Below are 25,212 nucleotides of genomic sequence, written 5' to 3'. Positions count from 1 at the left end.
CAACGTTTCGAGTATTAATGAAACTTTCATGATGTCCTTATGCTTTCTTCGTCTACAAAACCTACCAGACTATCTATCGGTTCTTGATTTTAACAAGTGGGTATGACTAAATAGATCTAATTTATTGCTATCTCTACGACAGATTAATTAGGTCAGCATTCATGTCTTGTTTTCGTTGGAATTCGTTATTTGTTGTCTGTATTGCCATCATTGGGGTTGTGATGTTACCGATGAATGTTTACAGCCAGTCGCAGCCCCGTCAAAAAAACAACACTCTTTCTTACTCAATATGGAGCCCACTGACGGAGCTGGAAATAGCGACTCTTAATCAAGTGAGTAAGGCGAAATCTGGTGATGCTGATGCGTTGTTGATGTTATATCTGATGGCTTCAGGTGATAGCCGTCACTTTAGTGACTTACGTAGACATCAGAAAACGATTGAGCGCTTCATCAATGCCAATAAATCGGTAATCAACGAAGAGAAATCTGAATGGCGCAAAGGTTATTTATTGCACAAAGCAATGCATGAATATTTTTTTCTCGGAGGAAATTCGCGTAAAAATGCTGGAAAAGGTTACTACTTTGAACAAAGTCAGCTGAGCGAAATATTTTATAGTAAACGATTTAATTGCGTCAGCTCTGCACTTTTATACACAGTATTAGCAAGGAAATTTAACCTTGATGTTGAGGCAGTGTTGTTGCCTTCGCATGTTTTCGTCCAACTAAATTTAAGCGATGGTAAAAAAATCGAAATCGAAACCACTTCGATTTCTGGATATGATTGGGTCCATGACAAAGATTTTTATGAAAAGGAAGATTTGTCCTGGTTTAACCAGCGAGGCTTGACACCTTCGACCTATCAGGACTATCAAAATCGAGAAATCGTTTCTCCATTCCAGTTAGGCGTTCAAAATATGTATAACCAACATACATTTGAGGAGCGAATGCGAAGAGACGACCGATTTAGAATGGCTGAACTATTAACTTCATTGGATAAATCAAATATTAAAGCACACAAGCATCGGTTAAATTTTTACAATGATGAATTTGTTCGGTTAAAAAATAGCAAAGATTTTCGTTCGCTTAACCAGATGTACGAGAGAATTTCTGCTTATCTTCAGAGTCTTGTCCGTTTCGCTTCGCAAGATAAAGAGTTAGCTAATATTCTGGCGTGGGTTGATTCTCAAAGAGCCTACACGCTGTTAGAGGATGGCAAACTTCAAAATGCAGTAGGTCTGGCTAAAAAAGTGCTCAACGAATTGCGGAATAAGAGTCAGGCAATCAGTGATGCTGATAAGATTAAAAATAATGTCTATGTGACACTGAACAAAGCTGCAAAAAAATTAGTTGATAATGGGGAATTTGAATCAGCGTTGAAAATTTTTGGAGATAACCCGACTGATTGTTTAAAAAGCGATGATTGCACTGTCATTCGTTATCTTTATTCAAGGTGGACTTCATCCTATTGGAATCAAAAACAGTGGACCAAAGCAATCGCTAAATATCAAGAATTTTTAAAACTGGAAAGCGAAGGCGAAGCCGCTGAAATGTTTAAACGTAATATGCAGGGGGCACATATTAACTGGGCCAATACATACTACGAAACCGGCGATTGGCAACAAGTTAAGCGAATACTAACTCAATGTGTTAATGCTGATAATAATGCTGATAAATGTCGTTCTCATTTGACCGAACTTCAAGAAAGGCACCGACTAGACTAGGTAATTCGCACTATTCCTATTTGAGATATTTGTGAGTTGAATCACAAAATGGTTAAAAAACAACCATTTTGCAAGACAATAACGCAGATAGTTTCTAGTATGAAGAGTATGACCAGTCATTCAGTTTGAATATTGGCCATTGGAAAGTGGAATCCAGGCATATTTAGTCTGGTTAATTTACGAGCGAATATTACCAACGGGTATGATTCGGAAGTGACGAAATTCAGAGGTTCTATGAGCTATCCGACTATTGAAGACAAAATCCTCGACGACGGACGTTTAAGCCAATGGCTGTGCGAACAAATTGTTGAAACGCGAGAAATCGACCTGGAACAGGCAATTGATGATGTTAAGAAGTTAAAGGTGATTCTTGACAAACGTCTTGACCGTCAAATCAAAGAGCGTAAGACTTTTAAAACCCAAGTGAACCTGCGGACCATCGACTTTTAAAAATTGCTTTTACTCGCAGAATTACCTACTCTTTATTCTATTGGTTGTAACAAGTATTTATTTTTGTTCCGCTGAACTTTTAATCTCCCAAATAGTTAAAAAACACAACAATTATTTTTTATTAAAGTTAATTAAGCTATGCTTGTTGTATTCTCAATTGCGATAAACGAATTTATCAGGTGATATTAGTTTTACTAAATGACCAAGAAGGTCGCCAGTTTTTGTTTGATGAACTTTCCAGGCAGTCGTTCCCAGTCTTAATGTTTGAATCGGTTGCTGAGCTTCAACACTGGTTAGAGTTAAACCCTGAGCCCTCTGGATTAATTGTCGACTTTACCACATCGGTGTTTCAGGATTTTCTAATACGGTTTTCACTTCGTTATCCCGAAGTTCCGGTACTCTCCTTAAAACGTCAATCTGACGAGCAGTTGCAACTAAGATTGTTGGCGTTCACTAATCGCCTTACCAGCCCTCAAAGTGCTTCAGAACGAGGCAGAATCTTACTGGTTGATGATTCCCGAACAGTGCAAATGCAATATCGTAAAATTTTAGAGGCGAGTGGATACCTGGTAGATGTTGCTGACGATGCAGAGCAAGGATTTATTAAAGCCAACCAGAATAAGTATGATCTGGCGATAATCGATTTTTTTATGCCTGGCGATAACGGAGCCCAGCTGTGCCAAAAATTACAATCTCGTGAAGAAACCTACGAGCTGGTTTGCGCGATTTTAACTGCTCAATACAAACAGCAGGTTGTCGACGAGTGTCTCAAGTCGGGGGCTCGCGAATGTATGTTCAAAAATGAATCGTCAGATTTGTTTCTAACCCGTGTCAGCGCGCTTATTCGAAGCGTTGAAAGAAAGCGCCAGGTCGAAAGCGAGCGAACCAGGCTGATTGGATTACTCTATTCAGTCGCCGAAGGGGTTTATGGGGTTACGCCTGATGGCAGAATACAATTTGTTAACCCAGCCACTTTAAAATTACTAGGCCAGTCGATGGTTGATCTGATGGGGCACTTTCCCCACGAATGTATTCATCCGATTGATAACGGCGGCCAGAAAACATCCTTCGATCATTGCTTTTTACAACAGGCATATTTATTGGGTGATGAGCTGAGAGATTGGCGAACTTTGTTTCAACGGGCCGACGGTTCATTATTTCCAGTTGAATGTAGTGTTACATTGTTAGGAAGCGAAGATAACAACGAAGGCAGTGTCGTTGTATTCAGAGACATCTCAGAACAACAGCGACTTGAAAAAAATTGGCAGTGGCAACTCAATCATGATCATCTCACCGGTCTATTAAATCGAAGTGCTTTTGAAGAGGTTCTGAATCGAGAATTAAATCGTATCCGCAGGACTAAAGAAAACTCGTTATTACTGTTTATTGATTTAGACAAATTCAAATTGATTAATGATGAACTTGGTCATGCTGCTGGTGACCAATTGTTGATTAACCTGGCAGAAAACTTGAAAACTCGGGCAAGGGATACTGACCATGTCGGCCGGCTCGCAGGCGACGAGTTTGTGGTGCTGCTAACCCATGTTGCGCCAAAAGAATTTACAGAAATGGCCGAGCGTTATCGTATGATTCTGGAAGAATCTAACTTATTTTGGGAAGGAAAAAGTTACTCGGTTACCGGATCGGTCGGGGCAACTATTCTAGATGCCTTCGCAGACTCAATCGGTGAGACGCTGGCGAAAGCCGATCAGGCGTGCCAGCAAGCAAAACAAAAAGGACGTAATCAATGGGCGATTTATAATAGCTTAACCGAAGAACAAACTGAACAGGGTAACTGGTTTAAGCGATTGACCAGTGCAATGCGGGAACAAAAATTTGTGCTATTGCAACAGCAGGTGTTCAGTGCCGATGATTCTCCGCGGTCGGTTGGTGCTAATTGTTCATTAAGATTGAAGGAGGGAACAGCATTGATTTCTCCGGCAATTTTTATGTCAAATGCAAAACGCTTTGGGGTGATTAAAAACATTGATCGTTTAGTCATCACTATGCTGATTGATTTTTGCCAGGCTAAGAAAAGCACTGCTGAACAGTGGTTCTCTGTGACCTTATCGACCGAAGCTATGTCCGACGAAAATTTTCGTGATGAGTTACTCTCTAGTTGGATAGAGTCTGGTTTGGCGCCCAAGCGTCTCAGGTTTGAAGTGGGCGAAGAAGAGTTGTTTAATTTTCCTCAATGGCAAAAGCATCTTGCGAAGATACGAGAAAAAGGTTTTGGTGTCATCATCAGTCATTTTGGGATGAGTTCTCAATCCTTGTTAAACCTGCCTCAAATGCCGGTTGATGCAATTAAGCTCGATTCTTCGTTAACAAGAAAGTTGGCGACGAGCATGCCTCGTTGTAATTTAATTGACGCGATTGTGAAAACCGCTAGTCAAAGTAAAGTCGAGGTTATTGCAACCCATATCGAGTCGGTTGAAGATCTGGATTTAATCCAGGCCAGGGGAGTCGATTGTGTACAGGGTTTTTATTTGAGTAAGCCTGAAGTGCTATAAGATTTTTTTAGCCGCCAAAAGGTTAAATGAAACTCAAGTCAGGTATTTTTGATCTGATTTGAAAAGCTGCATTTAAATCCTGTTTCGCGGCTAAAGTCGTGCCGGACATTAATTGTCCCGAACTAAGATTAACTAGCTATTTTCTTCCGTCTTTTGTTCTTCTTCCTCTTTTTTCGGCGTATTTTTGACGACTGTTAATGCTGGTTGATTTACCTGGGTAATTTCATCAAAATCAGTTTTACTAATTTCAAAAAGCGGCTCAAAGTCGTTTCTTTTAACGTAGTATTTTTCCTCATTCGCAAAGAACTGATAGTTTTTTGAGCTATCTTTTGTGGAAACTTCTAGTGACAGCTTCGGCCCGGAAACGCTTTTTTCGGCCACTCTTAAAACCTGCAAATTCTCAAGTTTTGAGGTGAATTGAAGTGCCTTTTGAACATCAATTTCAAGTCCGCTTTGCGTATTTTCCATCTCTTTGGCATTTTCATTATTTTCAATGTCACCTTCGGTTGAGGTCACAGTAGAGCCTGATGAATCCCCCCACTGCCAATTACCACCGACAATTTTTAACGAATAGTCCGGACCTTTAACAGCTGATAAATCAGCCAGTTTAAGCAGACCTTTATCCAACCAGTCATCTGCTTTTACAGGAACATCGTATTGAGCCAGTTTTACTGAATAAACATCACTATCACTTGCTGACCTGACATGACTTTTTCGAAAGCCGGGAGAGGTTCCCAGGTAAAGTGTTTCCACTAAAGTATCACCTTTGAAAATTTCCAGTTTTCGCTGAAAATTGTCTTCGGCCACTTCAAATCGAGTATGGCTTGATTTAGTCGTTGATACCGGCCAGTTAACCCGGATCGAGTTTAGATTATCAATTAAATCTGAAGTTTTTGATTCGTTGGCCGGCAAGTTTCGCAGTTCGGTTATTTGCCAACCAGAATCGGTTTTGATCAAGTTGACCTGATTTTTTTCTTCTCCGGTTGTGGATTCTTCTCCGGTAATCGTGAGCTTATCGATCTCAGCAAATTGTTCAAGTAAAGGCTTAGCCGAACTCGCCGGATCGTTGCCTGAGTTATTCCACGCTAATACTCCAACAATCAACAGTTGAACGAATAATACAATATAAAGGACTGATATTTTTTTATTCATAATATTCACCCTAAGCGTTGACTAAAAGTTCAACGTGTTTTAACTGTTTCAATTGACGCCTGCGACTTTGAATCATGGCAATACTCAAAATCAAAAGAGCTGTCACAATGTAATTTGAATATTCCCAAAAAGTGCGTTCGTCCTGTTCCATGGGCGGTAATGTTTGATTGTAATGTCCGCGTGAACGAATGCTCATCAAGCCGTCATCTTCGAGTGACCAATCAACGGTATTGGCAACTAATTGCAATGTTCCAAGGTATTCATTACCACCAGAAGAGCCTGAGAGTTGTAATACCTGATCGCTAACAAAATCATTGGAACTAAATAAAATAATTCTGGCCGATTCGGCAGACTTTTCGATAACGCTGGAAACGGTCAAACTTGCTTTTTCTTCCGCTTGATTTTTCTCGGCAGAATCAGGTGTAGGTGTGTCTTCAGAAGCTTCTGCTTTAGACTCGTCAGGCTGTTTCAGAAGCGGTGAGTCTTTACCAGAAAAATAAGAACTAAACCGGCCTTGAACAATTGCGCCTAGCAGGTGTGAGGACTGCTCACCCTGAGGTTTAAAACTATTGTTAGCCTGATCTAATTGTGGTGCCACATCTGTTGATGCTGACAACCAGGATTCGGAAGAGCTGCTAACCAGTTGAGTTGTCGACTTGCTTTCGAGTTTGTCCTTATCGATAAGGATAGGAGAGGCCCAGGTAACTGTTGCTTGTGGAAGAGCGGCAGTAATCGCGTTGTCTTTGTTAAGGCCTTCGTCACGTATATCGATAAAAAACGGGTAATCTAGCATGTGAACTTCTCTGACGGTATAGCCACCAAGGTTTCGAGCAACCGGTACTGGAAATGCCATGCTTTGTGTATCGAGTACTAATTTTTCTTCGAGAGATAATCCATGATGAGTTAACCAATCTTTAAGGCCGCTATCGTAAGTTTGCAACTCTAGTCCCTGCATGCCCATATTGGCGCTGTAGGGGGCTGTTGCAGCGATGACGGTTCCACCTTTCATCAAAAATTGGTCGACAGCAAAAAGTTGTTTTTCATCAACCGATTTTGGTGCCATTAACAACAAAATATCAATATCACCAGGTATCTCTCCACTGCTTAAGTCGACATTTTTTACTGTTAACTCTTCACCCAGAAATTGCTCCAGCGCGCCAAATTTCGGTCCGCTTGGTGGGGCATAGGGAGAGTAATTATTTTCCTGCTTTGGAGTAACGAGTCCAACCGTTTTAGTAAAACCACTGGCAAAGCGTTTAATGCCTGATTTTAGATTGCGTTCAAAACTGGCTGCAGATAGATCATCTAATGGAAGCTGAATAATCTGATCTTGTTGTTGTAGTGTCAGATAAAAATAAAACGATTTATCACTGAGCAAACCAAGCCGAAATGGTTGAAAGCCATAATCGTTCTGAATTTGCTGTGCCACTACGCCGTTATTGTCATCAGGATCGATTATGTCGATTTTGAAACGATTGCTCGACTGAGCCTGAACTTTTTCTAACTCGGTCATAACAACTTTCTTGAACTCAACCAGTTGTTCAGGCAGTTTTTGATCCGGAGAAATGTAAGCTTTAAGTGCAACCTCACCTGTGACAGTATCGAATAAATTTCCGCCTGACTGGTAACTATTTAAAACGCTTTTTATCGCCCGAGTAATATCATGCTCGGGATTTCTCAAAGCGACCTCAACTTCTACATTACTGCCAGACTTGATTTCTATCAACTCCCTAAAACCAAGAATTTTATGCTCGTCGCCATACTGGATCAAAACGTTAAAATAGGAATTAACAATTGACGCCTGATGCCTGTCAGAAATCTGAAAGGGTACAGGCCGAATGTTGTACTTTTGATTGGCTTCGCTTTCTTGTTCTGGATCGCTTTGTGGATCAATCAATTCGACTTTTACTCTGCCATCACCGGCTACCTCATATTCCTTTAACAGATCCTTTATTTTAGGGACTAACGGGGAAAGTAAGGGGTGAGTTTTAGAACTGAAATAGCCCCGGATAAGTAAAGGTTCTTGCAAGCGGCTCAAGTAATTTTCGGTAGCATCTGAAATTGAATACTGATTGCCTCGGGTTGTGTCAATGCGTAAATAATTAAAGTGTCCAAGCCAAAAGTTAACAAGGAAAACATTAATCACCAACAATGCGCTGATAGCACGCCAGGTGTGATGGGATTTTCTTTTCTCAGTTAGCGTCCATCGCTCTTTTTCTAAAGAGTAGGTATTTAATACCAGGAAAGTAACAATAATACTTAGATAGTAGTAAAAGTCCCGTAAGTCGATCAAGCCGCGAGTTATTGCATCAAACCGAGATCCAGAACCCAATAGTCTTAACCACTCGCCAATTTCGTGACCAAAAAAGTTTGTCAAAGTGCTACTGCCAATCAGGTAAAATAATCCGCAAAAAGCAACTGAATAAATTAAACTAACGATCTGGTTGTCACTGCGGGCAGAGGCGAATAAACCAATACTGATGTAAGCTGCGCCCAACAATATCGTTGCCAGATAACCGGCGATTACCGGTCCCCAATCAAGGTTTCCGATCAATGCAACAGTCAGCGGAATCGGCAGTGTAATCGCCAACGTGATTAATAATAACGAAAGGCAAGCTAGAAATTTTCCGACAACAAAATGCCACAAAGGAACAGGTAAAGTGAGCACGTGTTCAAGGGTGCCTGCGCGTCTTTCATCACTCCACATCCGCATTGTTAACGTGGACGTTAAAAATATTAACAGTACCGGCATCCATTCAAATAAGGGCCGAACATCAGCAACATTACGCGCGAAAAATGACTCACCCCAGAAAAAGATAAATAGGGTTATTGCTGCAAAGGTTGTCATAAAGAGATAGGCGATCGGCGAGGAAAAAAAGAGGTTGATTTCTTTTCTCGCGACTCTTTTTATAGTGTGATCAAGCAACATTGGTCATTTCCTCCTTTGACTCTATTTCGCTTTGTCCTGCGTCGCGGAAAAGAGATTCCAAATCTCTCTGAACTGTTTGTAAGGCGTAAAGATTAAAGTCGTTGGATAAGATAATTTTGGCAATTTGGGCACAAATATCTTCTTGATTCTCTGCTGTTCCCAAGGTCAGTTGATAGACATTAGCGGGTGCATCCTTTGCGTTGATTACTTTAATTTTGTTGACTGACTGAATGGCTTTTAGCTTTTCTTCAACTTGCGCGAGGGGCATGTCGGTTTTTAACGCAATTACATTAGAACTTTTGAGTTCGCTCATTTTTTTGTCAACAATTAAGTGACCATCGTTAATAATTAATACGCGATCACAAAGTGCTTCCACTTCCTGCATGATGTGAGTAGAGAGGATCACTGTGGCATGATTAGAAACGGCGCGTATTAGTTCGCGCATATGTTGTGTTTGACTAGGATCGAGGCCATTTGTAGGCTCATCCATGATAAGTAGTTTTGGATTGCCTAAAATTGCCTGCGCAACACCAACTCTTTGTTTATAGCCGCGAGACAATGTTGAGATTTGCGCTGTTAACTTTTCTGAAATATCGGTTTCAACGACTACACGTCGAATCTCGATATGCTTTTTATGGCCTTCTATACCCTTAAGATCAGCAGCGTAATCGAGATAATCAATCACGGTCATTTCGGGATAAATGGGTAAATTTTCTGGCAGATAACCGAGATTTTTCTGAATTTTTTTGAGGTTGTTTTGTAAATCGGTATCGTCAATGGTGACAGAGCCGTGGCAAGGTTCGAGATAACCACTGAGCATTTTCATTATCGTGGTTTTACCGGCGCCGTTGTGTCCGAGTAGCCCAACAATTTCGCCATGATTAATTGTAAAATTGACGTCTTTTACCGCTACAAAGTCACCGTAGCGGCGCTCCAGTGCAGTTACCTGTAACACGTTTTTCTCCTGTACTATTTATTTTGGTAGTGATTAACCTTAAAAAAGTTATTTAAATCAATATGTTATTTAAAAGTAAAATTAATTTGGGCGATATTTTACTGCGAATTTTCAGGAATGGCGAGTCGTTTTCTTGAGATAAATAATCGGACAAAGCGCTAGTTTTAGCTTTGTCATTTAACGGGGACATTCCCAAAGCATTAAGCCCGAATATTATTGTCGGAGCCGACCGTAAATTAAGGATTTACTTCACCAAAGTTCAGGCTTGGCTGCGCGACGGAAAGTAGAATATATCAGCTTAAGAAAGATCGCCAGAGTGAAAAGTAACAAAATTTTAGAAAGGCTTGAAAAGCAATATTTCAGTCCTTATTTGAATAATGAAGTAGAAGTGGGGAGCGGGTTCTTTATGAGGTTTTTTTACTCGCTCTCCAATCCATAATATCAGGCCAATCTGAATCGGTTAATTGGTAATATTGTTTGCAATAAACCTGATTTGAGACAGGCTTAAATCAAATAAACTTAATCGAAATAAGAATGGAGGTTTAAGAATGAGAAGTGCGCAAAGGTTTTCATTAGCATTTTTGATTGCTTTGCTAGTTTCAACTGGAGTGAGTGCGGCTTTGCCACAAGCCGATGGTGAGGGAAAACCTTTGCCGTCACTATCCAAAATGCTAAAAAAAGTTAATCCGGCAGTGGTGAATATCGCTACCTTTTCAGAACAGCAACAAACTTTAAATCCACTATTAAATGACCCATTTTTCAGGCATTTTTTTAACATCCCAGAACAGCCCCGAAGAAATGCCAGACCGCAGAAAAAGCAGATGAGCGCCGGGTCTGGCGTTATCGTTGACGCAGAAGACGGTATTGTAATTACCAATTACCATGTAATAAAACAAGCCGATGAAGTTCGCGTTTCTTTAGTTGACGGGCGGCATTACACGGCGAAGGTATTGGGTTCGGATCCAGAACTTGATATTGCGGTACTCGAAATTGAAGGGGATAAATTGTCGGCGGTAAAATTAGGCGATTCAGAAGCGTTGGAAGTCGGTGATTTTGTTGTGGCGATTGGTAATCCTTTTGGGTTAGGCCAAACAGTAACGACAGGTGTTGTAAGCGCACTTGAGCGGACTGGTCTTGGTATTGAAGGCTATGAAAATTTTATCCAGACTGATGCCTCGATCAACCCGGGAAATTCTGGTGGTGCACTGGTTAATCTACGTGGTGAATTAATTGGTATTAATACGGCGATTATTGCACCGGCTGGCGGTAATGTCGGTATTGGGTTTGCGATCCCTATGGATATGGCTAAGGCGAGTATGGCGCAGATTTTAAAAAATGGTGAAGTACGGCGTGGCCAAATCGGCGTTGGTATTCAGGATATCACGGTAGACCTGCAAATAGCATTCGGATTAGAAAATGGTCAACAGGGCGTGTTGGTCACTCATGTCGCCGACGACTCTCCTGCTGAGGAAGCTGGCCTGGAAGATGAGGATATTATTGTTGCGGTGAACGATGAACCAGTGACTTCAACTGGTCAATTACGTAGTCGAATTGGTAAGCGAAAAATTGGCGATGAAGTTGAAGTCGCTGTGTTACGAAATGGCAAACGCAAAGTGTTTGAAGTGAAAGTAGGCGAACCTTCTGAGATTGCGGCAAGTGAAGGCGCTTCTCATCGTTTACTGGACGGGGCCAATTTTGAAAACAATGATGAAGGGGATGGGGTCGTTGTCGCGAATTTAGCTCCTCACTCCAATGCGGCATATTCTGGCTTACGGTTGGGCGATGTTATTGTTGGTGCAAACAAAGCCAGAGTCAAAAATATACGAGATTTTTCAAAAGCACTAAAAAGAGACAATAGAAAAATTTTACTTAGAGTTAAACGAGGGCGCTCTGCATTCTATCTTGTTATTCAATAGTCAATTGTATTTCGGTCGACTAGATTTTAATTACTGGTATTTCGATCAGTATTAATTTCACCAGCTGTGCTCCTTTTCCGTTATGGTTTTATGCACATTGAGGGCAAGGAGCGCAGTCTTTCCATGTTAATTGGCTGTCATTTCATTTATGGTCTATCCCGCATTGTATTTCAAGGTAAACAGGCCAATTTGCCTGACGAAATTATGCTCAATCAATTATTGCTTTTTTGAGATATTCTGTTTACGATGTGGAAGCTACAAATAGTTCGAGGTTGTTAATTTGTTAGGAGACAAGCAGTATCAGTAGTTAAGAAAAGGAGTTCGATACGTCGATTCTTTGGGTGGCATTCCATCCCTGCCTTTTTCTGTGAATTTTCCAAATATAAAGTTCAAACGAACACTACGCTGGTTCTGCCGTTTAAATCACATCTTTTATGATTAAAAAACAAACAACTTCCATTGTTGTCGACTTCGAAACTTTTGGACTAACTGGCTGTTAAGTCTTTGATATTTAGAGAATGTCCGATTTGTGTTAATCATTGTCCGAATTTTGATAGTGGTTAGTGGGTGAGTTGGGGCATATTCATATGGGCGTTAGAGTTGCGTTTAGAATTAATAAAAACTGGAAGATAAGAACTATGGGATTTATCGGTAAGAAATACGCTAAAAAGATCATTGCTTCATCTATTGCTTTAGTCTTAGGTTTTTCAGGGGCTGCTAATGCCACCAATGAAATCCTTGGGGATTTTAATGGTGATGGTAATCAGGATGCTTTCGTACAGGCAATTAATCCCGGCGAAGCTTCAAAAATTGAAGCGAAACAGGGCGTCCCTGACCTTCTTTATCATCGAACCTGGACGAAGACCCACCCCGATATTCCAGCCATTCCAGATTGGAGTGCAGACAGTTACACCGCACTCAGTGAAAATCTGAATTCTAGCCCAGGTGATGAGCTGCTGCTTCTGGGTCATAACAAAATTATTCTTTTGCACGGCAGAATTATTACGCCAATCCTTATTCCTAAAGATATTCGAAATGCCATCGTTTCCTGGAGTTCATCTGGGGTTGCGACATTCTCTTCCTTTAGTCTTGACGTTGATCCTGACAATTTTAACCCACAGTTTGCGGATTTTGACGGGGACGGTGACAAAGAAATTTTCATTCAGAATAAATCCAAAGGCGGCACTTCATACATCGTGACCGGCGAAGGTGTGGTTTCTCAAACCCTAGTCAATGGTTACCTGGGGACGGATTGGTCGGCCGGCAGTACGATTGTTTTAGTCGATGAAAATGGTGATGGCCGTGTAGATATGCGCATTACTGATGGTAGCGGTAATGTGACGGTGGTTTATGCTTCGGGTAGTGGGACTTTTGTGACTAATCCAGTTGCTTATCAACCTGGCTACGCGAAGAAGTTTAGCGGAACGGTTGATGATGTTGATTTGTCTGCTCCGACTGTGCCAGCTAACGAGGCTGTGGGGGCAGTCGAAGGTCAGGCCGGCGTGTCTGGTGGTGCGGCGACTTATTCTGTGCCGATCGCGATCCCGCCTGGACGTAATGGTATGCAACCAAATGTGGCTTTAAGTTATTCGTCTAGAAACGGTAACGGTATTGCTGGTATCGGATGGGGACTCAGTGCAGCCTCATCTATTCGCCGTTGTGGTCAGATTGTTGGACTTGATGATAAATCATTTGGAGTGACTTATACCGGCGAAGATCGACTGTGTCTTGACGGTCAACGATTAATTCTAACTCAAGGCGCCACTTATGGTGCGAACGGAACTGAATACCGAACCGAGCAGGACAGTTTTGCTCGGATAATCTTAACCGGAGATTACAATGCGACCGATAGCAGCGGCAGTCATTTCACAGTAGAGCACAAAAGTGGGATGGTGAGTTATTATGGTAAAACCAGTAACTCTCGACATACCGCAGACGGTCAATCGAAAACACTGAGCTGGGCATTAACAAGCAGAGAAGACCGCACAACCCAAAAAAATAATATTCAATATACTTACGCCACATTTGGTGGCGGCGAACATCTGCTTACTGAAATTAACTATACTGGCTCTGCTTCAACAGTTGGTGACCGTAAAGTTAAACTGATTTATGAGTCTCGACCCGATAAAAGCACCAATTATTTAGCAGGTGGAAAGTCTGCAATCACCCAACGCTTAAGTAAAGTTGAAACTTATTATGTCAGTCAAAAAATTCGCTCTTACAATCTTTCATATGGTTCGGTCAGCGGTGCAACACAGCGCTCGTTACTTAGAAGTTTGGAAGAGTGTGCTTTTGATAGTAATGGCGCATCGTCATGCCTGCCCGCAACGACATTCAATTGGCAAGATGCACCGACTCAATTTACATTGGAGCGAGTTCAGGAAAAACAATCGGATTGGTTAAATGGTTATATCCGCCCTGTGGGTGACTTTGATGGTGATGGTTTTAAGGAATCAATAGTTAACCAGACGAAATATGAGTTAGGTGTTGGTTATACTAACCAACCCAGGTTGGTTTCCTTTAATGCTGATGGCAGTGTGAAATGGGAAGTCGACCTCGATAAATCCTGGATTGGGCTAAGCGGCATGCGAACGCTTGAACGGATCGCGGATATCAACAACGATGGTGCTGCGGAATTAATCATTAAAGATCCAGCAGTAGAAAACTATGAAGCCGGAAGCCTGACTATTTACAAAGTGGTCGTTCAGAGTGGCAACGCACAGTTAGTGGCACTTTACACTACGCCGTTCACTGCAACACAAGCAGAGCTGGCAGATGTCGACGGTGATAACAAACTAGACATTGTTACGGTTGATTTTGATTGGCAAGGAACAACACAGTACCGGGTATTTTCATATCATAAAAATACTAGTGCACTTCCTGCTCTATCTTTCCAGACAGCTAAAACGGAAATCGATCGCTACCAAACGATCAGTCCATGGCAACCTGACAATTATCAGCATAATACTCGCCAGGTTAACCTCAGTAGCATCCTGGATTTTAACGGCGACGGTATCCAGGATTTACAACTGTCCAACAATATGTGCAGTAGCGAACCACAACCTGATGATATTTTGTTGTCGCACTCGACCGGGTATAACAGCCTCAGCTATACATCAATGGGAATTGCCGCCGAAAATCACCCAAGTGATACCTATCACAAGTGGGTTGATATCAATGGTGATGGCTTAAGCGATTATCTGTTTGTACCAAACCGAACTTCCAGCCTGTTTCACGCTACGGCACCAAGTTGGCACTATCAGCTTAACAACGGGGTTGGTTTTGAAGCGGTGGTTTCAATGAACTCCATGGTCGGCTTTTTAGATGAATCTGTCTGTAACACTGGCACCTGCGCACAACGACTAGAACCTGCCGGATGTGGTACTAGCTATAGCGATCTCTATGAGCCGAAGTTTTCTCATATTATTAATACTGCTGATTGGGATAATGATGGTCAGCCCGAGTTGATTGTTCCATCAAGTGAGGCTCCTGTTGCGCGTTACTGTAAAGTGACCAAAGTGTTTAGCGGCGGCGGTGGTGACGGTACGACTCCGCCAGAAGTTCACGATGTGGTTTATTGCGCCAATGATGCCGGTGGTTACGATGGCGAATTACACGCTGCTGGCTTCTGGAGTTCTGATCAAAGTGTGTACAAAACGGTTGCTTATCGTTTCGTGCAGCAAGCCAATGGCGACTATTCCTTAGTACTGGATAGTAACAGCGAAAAATATAGCTCGAAACTCTCTAACACTTCAGATTTATACGGTGATGGTCTTAATGATCCAATGGTGCATATTATTGGGTTAACAACTGGCTTTTTGGTGTGGGATGACACTGCAGCGGAAGCTAAATTTAATGGTCATGGCACCCATGTTTATCGCTCAAAGGGCGCGACATCTAACGCTGCCGAAACCATGAAGTCTCCAGATATGATGATATCGTCTACAAATGGTCTGGGGGTCGAATCCAAATGGCGTTATGCACCACTTTCCTCCAATGGAAGTCGTGATGCTTTGGCACCTAAACTTTATGAAGTGAAAGACGTGGATGATCCCAGCCGTTATGTTGATGATAAGCATTTCTATTTCACTTCCTCCATGATGGTGGTTGATGATTTCACTCAGAGTGATGGCGTAGGAGGAGATAATACTACTCGTTACAGCTACCGTGAGGCGATGTATAACAATCAGGGGTATGGTTTCCAGGGATTCCGAACAATTTTAGTCGACGGTCCAGATGGCATCCGTTCAGTTTCCGACTTCCACCAGAAGTTCCCACTGTCGGGTCAAATCGAAGCAATTCGAACCTGTCTGATTGCCGATTCGAAACCCGAGTGCGCCGATGGGTTCTTGAGTCAATCAACCACCACCTACCATCAAAGAAACACGGCTAATAGTCGTGTTCACTGGATAGTGCCGCACGTTAGTACACAAACTCAATATGCGCTGAATAATCGAGCGACCGAGTTATCAACCTCAACGACCACGATTGAAGCGGCAGACCTGGATACTTATGGCAACATCAAGAAAACGGTTTCCACGGTTAATAATGGGTTTAGTACCGTTAAAACAACCGTTCTTAATAATTTCGATACCAGTGTAGCAGGCTGGCGAAATAAGCTGAACTGGACCAGTGTTCAAACAGAAACGATGTCAGGCTCAGCGATTTATGACGCGGCATTAGACCCTGTTAAAAAGGTGAAAACCAGTTACACCTGGACCAGTGCCAGGTTGCCTGACGTGGTGACAGTCACGCCAGAACTCGGCGGCGGTAAAACTACCGAAGTTGATACTGATTACAATGCCTATGGTTTACCGACAAAAGTGTCGACCTACGAGTCTGGTAGTACCGACAAGCGAGCGGTTGAAACCAAGTACTCAGCCGATGGTGAAAATCTAAGTACAGACGGTAAAGGGTATTTTGTTTACCAGGTTATCAATGACAAAGACCATGTGGTTACCACCAAGACTTACCCGACTCATGGTCAGGTGAAGTCGGTCACCAGCAATAGCCTGACGACGACCACTGAATATGATGCCTTTGGGCGGGTTGAGAAGATTACTCCGCCGGCAGATTCGGGACAACCCAGTTACCTGCGTTATGCCACCTGTAATAATGGTTGTGATGGCTTATCGGATACCAATATTCGATATAAGGTGACGACCTATTCAGCCGGCGCACCAGAGTCTGTTGAATATAAAGACCAGTTGAATCGCGTCATTTATAGCAAAACTGAAGGGTTTGACGGCACCGCTATTTTTGTCAAAGCCCAATACGATAATCTGGGTCGAATGACGTTTGAATCCATTCCTTCCGGAAGTGCTTCTGAAACCTTGGGTACAACCTATGACAGTTATGATGCACTGGGTAGATTAACCAAGAAAAGTGTCAGCCAGCCGTACAATAATAAAATGGAAGTGATTTACGCTTATAGCGGCCATCTCACTTCGATTAGTGCGACGGATGTGATTAACGGTGTGACCAATTCAATGAGCCGAACCTATAGCGGTAACGGCCAATTGATGCAAACCAGTCAATATGATGGCACACAAGATATTATCACCCAGTATGCCTATGACTCATCGGGTAACCCGATTGTCTTGCAGGATGGTAACGGCAATCCGATTAAAGCGGAATACAACGCACTAGGCCAGAAGAAATACGTCAACGACCCGAATATGGGGACTAAGACTTTTGCCTATACCGGGTTTGGTGAAGTCTACAGCGAGCTGGATGCCAATGGGGATACTTACTATTACGCGTATGACGATTTAGGTCGTTTGCAGTATCGTTATCTGAATGTTATCCCGACACCGAGTAATACCAGCAGTGCAGAAGCCTCCTTTAGCTATGACTCACAGTGTGAAGGATTGCCGGATGGGGAAACTCGTCTTAACCTGCCGGCCGGTGAGAGCTTTTCCAAGAGCTATGGTTATGATGCCTGGTGTCGCCCCTTTGAGACGATTACCAATATTGACGGAACGGCTTACAAGGTATCGACTCAGTATGATGGCAACTATGGTCGCGTTAAAGCGGTGACCTATCCAACGGGATTAACGGTTGAGAACATTTATAACGAGCGGGGTTACCTGACTCAGGCCAAAAATGCGGCGAGCGGTTATGTGTATCACCAAATCGATAAGATGGATGCACGGGGTCAACTGCTGGAAGCGAAGAAAGCCAACGGGGTGTTAACCGAAGGTTTTGAGTATTGGGATGAGACCGGCCAGATGAAGGAGGTTTACACCAATACAACGACTGGTGCATCTCAGCGACATCGTATTGAATATTTGTACGACGGCTTTGGTAACCTGAAAACCCAGACGGTTGAGAATAAGCGCAATGGTCAGACGATTATTTCAAAGGAAACTTATACCTATGACGCGTTACATCGCCTTAAAGTTTCTTCCCGTGACATTGGTGGTGTCGCTGAAAATGACATTACTTATGACTATGACAAGGTGGGGAATTTAACCAGGAAGGATGATTACGCGACCAGTTATGTTTATGGCACCGTTGCTAAGTCAAATGGCAATGCCGGTCCTAACGCGGTTTACTCGGTTACCAAGATTAATAGTGGTGGCACCAAAACCTTTAGTTACGACAATAATGGTAACTTGCTCTCTGGTGATGGTAAAACCATTGCTTACAATGCCTTTAACAAACCGGTGTCGATTAATCGCAATGGCGTGACCAGCTTATTCTCTTATGGCGCTGACCAGATGCGTTATAAGCAGGTTAAGAAAGGCATTTCCGGTGGTGATGAAGTGACTCGTTATGTTGACAAGGTGTATGAAGAAATCACGCATAACGGCAAAACCGAGAAGAAGCTTTACCTGGGTGATGCGATTGTGACTGAAACGGTGAATAGTAGCGACACCAGCTATAAAGTCGGCTTTGTGCACCGTGACCGGTTGGGCTCTGTGGTGACCATTACCGATGAGACTGGTGAGGTGGTTGATAATAAGAGTTATGACCCCTTTGGTAAGCCGCGGAAGGGAACTCTGGAACTGGTTGACCCGGCTAATCCGGCGACATTGACGCAGATTGCTTCTTTAGATGGTTTTGAGTTACAGACTGACCGTGGGTTTACTGACCATGAGCATCTGGATGATGCTGAGCTCATTCATATGAATGGGCGGGTTTATGATTATAATTTGGGTCGGTTCCTTTCTGTTGACCCGTTTATAGTTGATCCCGGTCATAGTCAATCGATAAATCCGTATTCATACATAAGAAATAATCCGCTAGCTGGAAAGGATCCGAGTGGGTATTTAGAAGAAACTGCTTATGGAGCTGGACTTGGAATTGCGAGCGACTATACCGAAGTCCATATCGAGGCAGAAGAGTGTATTGCCTGTACACCGGGTGCCGTTGAGTCAGGAATAGAGGTTGGAACAGCCGTTAAGGCTGTAGTTGCAACAGGTACCGTTGTAGTTATAGGAAAGCTGATAGAGAAGGGCGTTCAGAAAAGAAGAAATAGAAGTTCTAATACCAAAGTTGAAACTGATAATGCCGAAGGTCCTATGGAAGATACTGGTGAGCCTAGTACTCTTGGCGCTAAAGCTGAGCGAGCTGTGGCAGACGCAAGGGCTAGTGGGAAAGGCTATGGAAAAAGAGGGGCGGCAGGTACAATAAAGGTATCCGAAGAAACTGCGTCAGTTACTGGCGAAAAGTATTATTCTGCTGGTAGCAAAGAAGCAGGAAAAACTATTGAAGTTCACCCTGTAGTCAAGGACGCGTATGGAAATGTCCCCGAAGATATGAGAACCGGAGCCCACGGAAATTGCGCTGAGGCGGCTTGTTTGACCAAGATTCTTAATGATGTCGAAAAAGCAACCGGCAAAAAAATAAAAACTAAGGAACAGGCTAGAGCTGTTCTAAAAGGTGCAAAAAGTGATATAAGAGAAACTTCAGCTCGCAAAGGTGTTGGAAAGCCTAAGGAAGCATGTGGTTCATGTAAGCCTCCGTTGGAAGATTTTGGCGTTGAAGATGTAAATAAGAAGAAATAATTGGGTAACGTAGACTAATATGCAAAAATATACAAAAGAGCTTTTAAAAGTACTAACTGAGGCAGGATGGAGTCTTGATAGACAGCTAAATGAAGAAAATTTGGTTTTTACTGAGGACAAACGAATTTTTGCTCAGTTTTTATCAATTGCCAAAGAATTCGGCCAATTAGAACTTCATTTCGAAGAAAAGGAATCTGGTGATAGGGATGTTATGTATTTCGATTTGGATGAGTCAGAGTCTTCAAGAATGATGAGAGCTCGAATATTCGGGTATGCTGATTACAGAAATATTTCTCTGATTGAAGAGCCTGATTTTAAACTTCAGGAAGATTTTGAATTAACTCAAGAAGTTGAGGGATATATTGGAGAACCATGTGCAAGAGTGGGTTTTTTAGATGATGAGTTCGGATTTGAAGTTTATGTAATTAACGATGGGAGTATTTATTGGACACATAGTGGTGTTCCTGCAAAAGTTTGTGAATCCTTGCCTGTTTTTCTCGAAAACTTAGCAGCAGGTAAAAAAATGTATACTTGAAATAAGTGAGCAAGATAAAGGACACCCTGATCTTCCCCAAAAATTCCGGACACTCAGTTAGTGTACACCTGCAACTTCATAAGCTGTAGGTGTAGTAGTTCAGACTTGATCTGACAGTTACCCGTTTTTTCGAAGTGCCTGTCAGATTAGATTTGAGCTAAGTTCTTATTCACCCAAATCGACTTTCCTGTAGCGCGCCAAATTGGCATCGTAGTTTTTTCCAAGTTAATGGTCGTAGGATTTTGAAGTTTTACGACCGTTTTACCACTTTGTCATCTTAGTTTTTTTCAGTCTCCCAAATTCTCGTCGTTGTTTTTCCCAAACACCATTGTAAAAATTGTCGAATTGCTATCGTAGGATTTAAAAATACACAAGCGATGTTGCTTTTTGCGACAGGTTTGAGAAGTTTGAAGAGGTTACTGAGTGGCGTAATTTACACCACTTGTTGCTTGATTCAAATATTAAAGGACACCCATAATTTAAAAAGGTTAAAATTTTGAGTTTCTCTTCAATTGAGAATGATTTTCAGAGAATAAATTTCTACAGAGACAAGCCTCGATAAATTGAAATTAATTGATTTAGTCGAAACGGAAATTTCAATGTGGGTTGTTCTCAAATTTTCTTGATTTCAGAGAGGAATAAACGATGAAGGGAAAAATAACGAGATAACGGGTCAGGTCACTTGATTAATAACTAAGTGCCTACTATGATTTTCATATGCCCCGAGCCGAACGACTAGAATATGAAGATGCTTACTACCACGTGATGAATCGTGGTATGGACCGAGGCCGGGTTAAGATTTTTCGTTCCGGAGAATATTTCAAGGCATTTTTAGCGACTTTGGAAGAAGCGGCCAAGCGATTTGGTATTGTTGTGCATGCGTACTGCTTAATGACCAATCATTACCATCTTTTAATTCAAACCCCACGTGCTAACCTGAGTCGGGCCATGCGTCATGTCAATGGCGTCTATACGCAGCGTCACAATCGCCTTGCCAAATCGGATGGAGCAATTTTTAGAGGTCGCTTTAAGTCAATTTTAATTGATAACGATGCCTACTTATTGCAGCTTTCTCGTTATATTCATCGAAACCCCATTGAAACCAAAAAAACGATGGTGGAGGCGTTAGTGAATTACCCGTGGTCGAGTTATCCCGCTTATGTCAATCAAGCTGAAAGTCCAGAATGGTTGGAGCGTGACCAAACCTATGGAATGCTGGGTGCTAAACAACGCTATTCTGGCTATGCGAAATATGTCGCCCAGGGAAATAGTGAAGAACTCACACGGTTTTACAGCCGAGGTAATATTGCTTCAGTAATTGGTGAGAAGGAATTTGTCGAATGGCTAAAAGCAGAGAAAATTCCCGAAGTGAAACAAAAGGATTGGGTCAACAAAATCGTTCCGCACGGATTGTCGATTCAACAAATTACGCGAAATACCGCGAATTACTATCAGTTACCATTAGGTTTACTCAGGCAGCTAAAAAAAGGGCGACATAGTCAGTTACGAGAGCGAAAGGTTGCGATTTATTTATGCCAGTACCTTGGTGACCACACCTTAAAGGAAATAGGCGAATATTTCGGGTTAGGGCATATCGGATCTGTGAGTCATATCACCAGCACGATGCGGCGTGAAATAGGTTTTGATATCAATTTGTCAAAAGAAATTGAGCAGTTATGTCAGTTTATAATTAATAACGTGACCTGACCTATTGTAATGATCCGTTTGAGAAATATTTTCGGTGTCCACATTAGCCAATGTTTAGAGAAGGAACTCAAATTGGAAAAAAAGATTTAACTCAAGAGCAGATTTAAGAAATACTATTATCCATGAGGAACTACATCATAGATGGTGGAAACGAGGAAAAATGGGACATCATCATGCGCCTGGCAGGTATGTACTAAGAGGGGACGAGTTTTTTGATCAAATTGTTTCTCGTTATGAAAGAATGAGAAGATGGAATGAATGATAAGTCAAATTATTAAATGTGACGGTTGCAAAAATAGTGGAGAACTCCGAATTGGACAATCGTATTCAGAGAAAAAAGTTGTATGGTACAAGTCATTTCGCTGTGCTTCATGTGGTCAAGCCTATGAAGTAGATGGCGATGATACTCCTGAAGAGTTGAGAAATCTGTTATTAGATGAGGAAGGAGTACATTCCGTTGTTTTAATGGATAAGAAAAAAAGAACTTTCTCAATTAAAGTGCTAAGAAATACTTTAGGTCTCAGTATGGAAGAGGTTAAAGATATGCTTGCGAAAAAAGACGAAGTTTTATTTGAAGGTACTTCGACAGAAGCAAAGTTTATTGAAAATTGTCTAGCTAAGAATGGTATTGAATCGATAATCCAATCAAATAGCAGATAGAGGATACCTACGAAAATCCACATAAACACGGACGGCTACACACGTAGCTTCCAGTGAATCTTCACTTGAAAACACTGTCATTAGGCGGTGCTTTTTTGTTTGTATTCTAAACTGAAACTCCTAATTGCTTGGCAACATCGGACACAGAATAGCCACGTTCAAAGACCTATTTCATTACTTCTTGTTTGAATTCTTCTGGAAATTTGCTTTTCTTCATAAGGCACCTTACCTTAGTTTAAATTAAACTATAGTCGTGTCCACTGAAACTTGGGAATTCAATTTACCCTTAGGATTACTCAGGCAGTTAAAGAAGGGGCGTCATAGTTAGTTAAAAGAACGAAAGGTTGCAATTTATTTATGCCAATACCTTGGCGACCACACCTTAAAGGAAATCGGCGAGTATTTAGGGTTAGGGTATATCGGCTCAATGAGTCATATTACCAGTTCAATGCGGCGTGAAATAAGTCTTGATACCAATTTTTCGAAAGAAATTGAGCGGTTATGTCAGTTTATAATTAATGCCGCGACCTGACCCTTTGTAATTATTATGATTCACATCATTAATGGATAGCTAACTATGAAAATATTTATCTGCAAGTTGCATGTCATTATAAAATACGTTGGAGGGAACTCTAAGTCTGAAAGGTATTTTCCTATTCTTTTTATGGCTTTTTGGCTTAATATTGTTGGGCAAAGCTTTATATATTTAACTTACCTATATTTTATAAAAGATTTAATTCGAGTGGAAATATCTTACGCAACCTTGAAAGTGATTGCGATCGGTATAGCAATTTTATCTGTTGTTGTTTTGTATTCGCTAGTTAATGATGATGAGATTTATGGAAATGCGGAAGACTGGTTTCAATCTAAAGACCCTGGAGAAAAATTAAGAATGAAATTTGCATTGGGTATTATTCTCTTCAGCGTGTTTTTTGGTGCATTGATTTGGATGCTTTATAAATTGTAAGGTAAATTAAAACGTAGCGCCCCAAATTAGCCTCGTATTTTTTCAGTTTAATGGACGTAGGATTATGATGTTTACGGCCATTTTACTACTTTGTCATTGTAGGTTTTAAAAATATATAAGTAATATTGTTTTTTATGATAGGTTTGGGAAGCTCAGTGGGGTTAAAAAGGGGAAAAGGGGACAGGCTGATCTTCTCTGTGTGATTCACAGACATCCCTTCAACTTTTTTAGAGAATTCCTTTTGATAACATTAATGGGTGGCCTGTTATGCTACGAGTAGACTGATTATTACTCAACGCGGGCCGTTCTTAAATTGACAGGATGCTTGCCTTTTTATCTATTTGCGAATATTTTGGGTGTCCCCATTAGCATGCCAAAGATGGAAAACGTACCAGCTCGATCTGCTCACCTTGTCGGTATCAAGTACCTTTCTGTTTCAAGTTTATAAGGAGGTTGCTTAAAACTGTTCTCTCGTCGTGATAAAACGATAAGGGGGCGGACTCTCCGTACAATAAATTAAAATTGAATAAGTATATTCAAACATGACAAAATCAGCCTTCGCAAGATACGAAGAAGAATGTCACTATGTAATGAATTGAGGCTGTTACCTAAGATCACTCGAAGAAGCCAGAATTCAACGCCAACCCCCAAACAATTGTTTAAAGAATAACCATCGTTGCGCCCAAAAGAAAATCTCATTCCTGCCGCGATGACTTATACAACAACTTAGCAGCAGCAATGCCATGTAAACAGCGAACCTCCCACAGCCTGGCTTTCTGCCGAATTTTCTGGATAGTACCAACGACTCGAAAGTAATTGTTGCCATAGTTTTCAATTTGTTTAAGCCAATGATTCTTACGTAAGTTCAAGCGGTCAAGCGTGGGGGCGATATGCACGGGAATGTCAGCCTTCTCAGGTTTAACGATAGCGCGACCAGTCCATTCAACCAGTTCAATATAGTCCTGCAATCGCATCGGCAGTGGGTAAGGTCTCACTTTTCCGGCTACGGGAGTGACCTCATCTTTCCAGGGACAAAGCTGTTTAACTGAATCAATGTTATCGAGTCGTTGTTTGATTGAAGTGTGCTGAGACTCGGCCAGTTTATCGGTAATTTTCGCCCTGACCGGGTTCAGGTCGACATAAGCCATACAGGAGAACAGGGCGGCTTCATCAAGTAAGGCTTGAGAAGTATAACGACCTTCCCAGAACTTCCCGGTACAGTCATCTTCCCGATTACTGTTTTTAGCCAATGGCTCATTTAATCGGCGCATAAACCAGGATAAATCACCGAGTCGTTGTCGGTAGAGTGCCAGTCTTTCAGTATCATGTAGAATCGCCATTTTTTTCATCGCTCTCAAACGAGGATTAATGGCCTGGTCAGGCCGTCCGGGAAACAATTCCAGCCAACGCTCAGCAACCTCATCATCGGTCCAATTTAAGGGGGCCTTAGGGTCGAGGTAGAGGACAATATGATAATGATTATCCATAATGGCATAGGCATAGATTTCAATCGCGAAAAGCTCACAGAGCGCTTTCATGCGTTTTTCTAGCCAGTGTTTACGATGCGCATAGTTACGACCGGAGTGTTGGTCGACACCACAGAGGAAGGTTCTTCGGACACAGCGATTGGTGCAGTGGTAAAAGCCGGGGTTTTGAGAGTCGACCAGTTTTTTACGAGGGATAGCCATATGAATT

Annotated in this window: 13 protein-coding genes and 1 pseudogene; 10 read left to right on the top strand and 4 right to left on the bottom strand. The window is 41.9% G+C overall.

The window, feature by feature from the left end; all coding sequences use genetic code 11:
- Positions 1-161 precede the first annotated feature (161 nt).
- From FLL46_RS15610 to FLL46_RS15600, 3 genes are all read left to right on the top strand, one after another.
- Positions 162-1,721 carry a transglutaminase family protein gene (locus tag FLL46_RS15610; protein WP_142932273.1) on the top strand — a complete coding sequence of 520 codons (1,560 nt, stop codon included), beginning with the start codon at positions 162-164 and terminating at the stop codon, positions 1,719-1,721.
- A gap of 132 nt (positions 1,722-1,853) precedes the next feature.
- Positions 1,854-2,171: a hypothetical protein gene (locus FLL46_RS15605; protein WP_142932272.1), complete on the top strand. Its 318-nt coding sequence runs from the start codon at positions 1,854-1,856 to the stop codon at positions 2,169-2,171.
- 179 nt (positions 2,172-2,350) lie between these two features.
- Positions 2,351-4,684 (top strand): two-component system response regulator, encoded by a 2,334-nt coding sequence (locus FLL46_RS15600; protein WP_142932271.1) that lies wholly within the window; start codon positions 2,351-2,353, stop codon positions 4,682-4,684.
- A 132-nt stretch (positions 4,685-4,816) separates the two neighbouring features.
- On the opposite strand, the gene FLL46_RS15595 is transcribed toward FLL46_RS15600, so the two are convergent.
- Genes FLL46_RS15595 through FLL46_RS15585 form a run of 3 tightly spaced genes read right to left on the bottom strand, consistent with a single transcriptional unit; the run spans position 4,817 to position 9,720 of the window.
- A complete protein-coding gene (locus tag FLL46_RS15595; RefSeq protein WP_142932270.1) occupies positions 4,817-5,836 on the bottom strand; it encodes a DUF4340 domain-containing protein in 1,020 nt (339 codons plus the stop codon).
- 10 nt (positions 5,837-5,846) lie between these two features.
- A complete protein-coding gene (locus FLL46_RS15590; protein WP_142932269.1) occupies positions 5,847-8,765 on the bottom strand; it encodes a Gldg family protein in 2,919 nt (972 codons plus the stop codon).
- Positions 8,755-9,720, bottom strand: coding sequence for an ABC transporter ATP-binding protein (locus FLL46_RS15585; RefSeq protein WP_142932268.1), 966 nt, complete (start codon positions 9,718-9,720; stop codon positions 8,755-8,757). The genes FLL46_RS15590 and FLL46_RS15585 overlap by 11 nt, the downstream gene beginning before the upstream one ends.
- Positions 9,721-10,268: 548 nt before the next feature.
- On the opposite strand from FLL46_RS15585, the gene FLL46_RS15580 reads away from it, so the two are divergent.
- The 7 genes and pseudogenes from FLL46_RS15580 to FLL46_RS15545 all read left to right on the top strand — a co-directional run bounded on the left by FLL46_RS15580 (position 10,269) and on the right by FLL46_RS15545 (position 23,517).
- A complete protein-coding gene (locus FLL46_RS15580; protein ID WP_142932267.1) occupies positions 10,269-11,636 on the top strand; it encodes a DegQ family serine endoprotease in 1,368 nt (455 codons plus the stop codon).
- A gap of 587 nt (positions 11,637-12,223) precedes the next feature.
- On the top strand, positions 12,224-19,648 hold the full coding sequence (locus FLL46_RS15575) for a SpvB/TcaC N-terminal domain-containing protein (RefSeq protein ID WP_142932266.1): 7,425 nt from the start codon (positions 12,224-12,226) through the stop codon (positions 19,646-19,648).
- 19 nt (positions 19,649-19,667) lie between these two features.
- Complete coding sequence (locus tag FLL46_RS15570) at positions 19,668-20,183, top strand: SUKH-3 domain-containing protein (protein ID WP_142932265.1); 516 nt, start codon at positions 19,668-19,670, stop codon at positions 20,181-20,183.
- Positions 20,184-20,900: 717 nt separating this feature from the next.
- Positions 20,901-21,890 (top strand): transposase, encoded by a 990-nt coding sequence (locus tag FLL46_RS15565; protein ID WP_142932264.1) that lies wholly within the window; start codon positions 20,901-20,903, stop codon positions 21,888-21,890.
- A 91-nt stretch (positions 21,891-21,981) separates the two neighbouring features.
- A pseudogene (locus FLL46_RS27960) lies at positions 21,982-22,152 on the top strand (hypothetical protein); the annotation flags it as partial.
- Positions 22,149-22,550 (top strand): hypothetical protein, encoded by a 402-nt coding sequence (locus tag FLL46_RS15555; protein ID WP_142932263.1) that lies wholly within the window; start codon positions 22,149-22,151, stop codon positions 22,548-22,550. The pseudogene FLL46_RS27960 and the gene FLL46_RS15555, both read left to right, overlap by 4 nt.
- Positions 22,551-23,127: 577 nt before the next feature.
- Entirely contained in the window at positions 23,128-23,517 is a 390-nt protein-coding gene (locus tag FLL46_RS15545; RefSeq protein WP_142932262.1) for a hypothetical protein, read from the top strand.
- Between the two features lie 695 nt (positions 23,518-24,212).
- Here FLL46_RS15545 and FLL46_RS27005 read toward each other — a convergent pair.
- Positions 24,213-25,212 (bottom strand): transposase (locus tag FLL46_RS27005; protein WP_168204190.1); only part of this gene is annotated, 1,000 nt, incomplete at its 5' end.

It is taken from the genome of Aliikangiella coralliicola, from assembly GCF_007004725.1.
In the GTDB taxonomy this organism is placed as follows: Bacteria; Pseudomonadota; Gammaproteobacteria; order Enterobacterales; family Kangiellaceae; genus Aliikangiella; species Aliikangiella coralliicola.
Note: the sequence above shows the minus strand (reverse complement) of the source record. Positions and strands in the feature narration are given on the sequence as shown.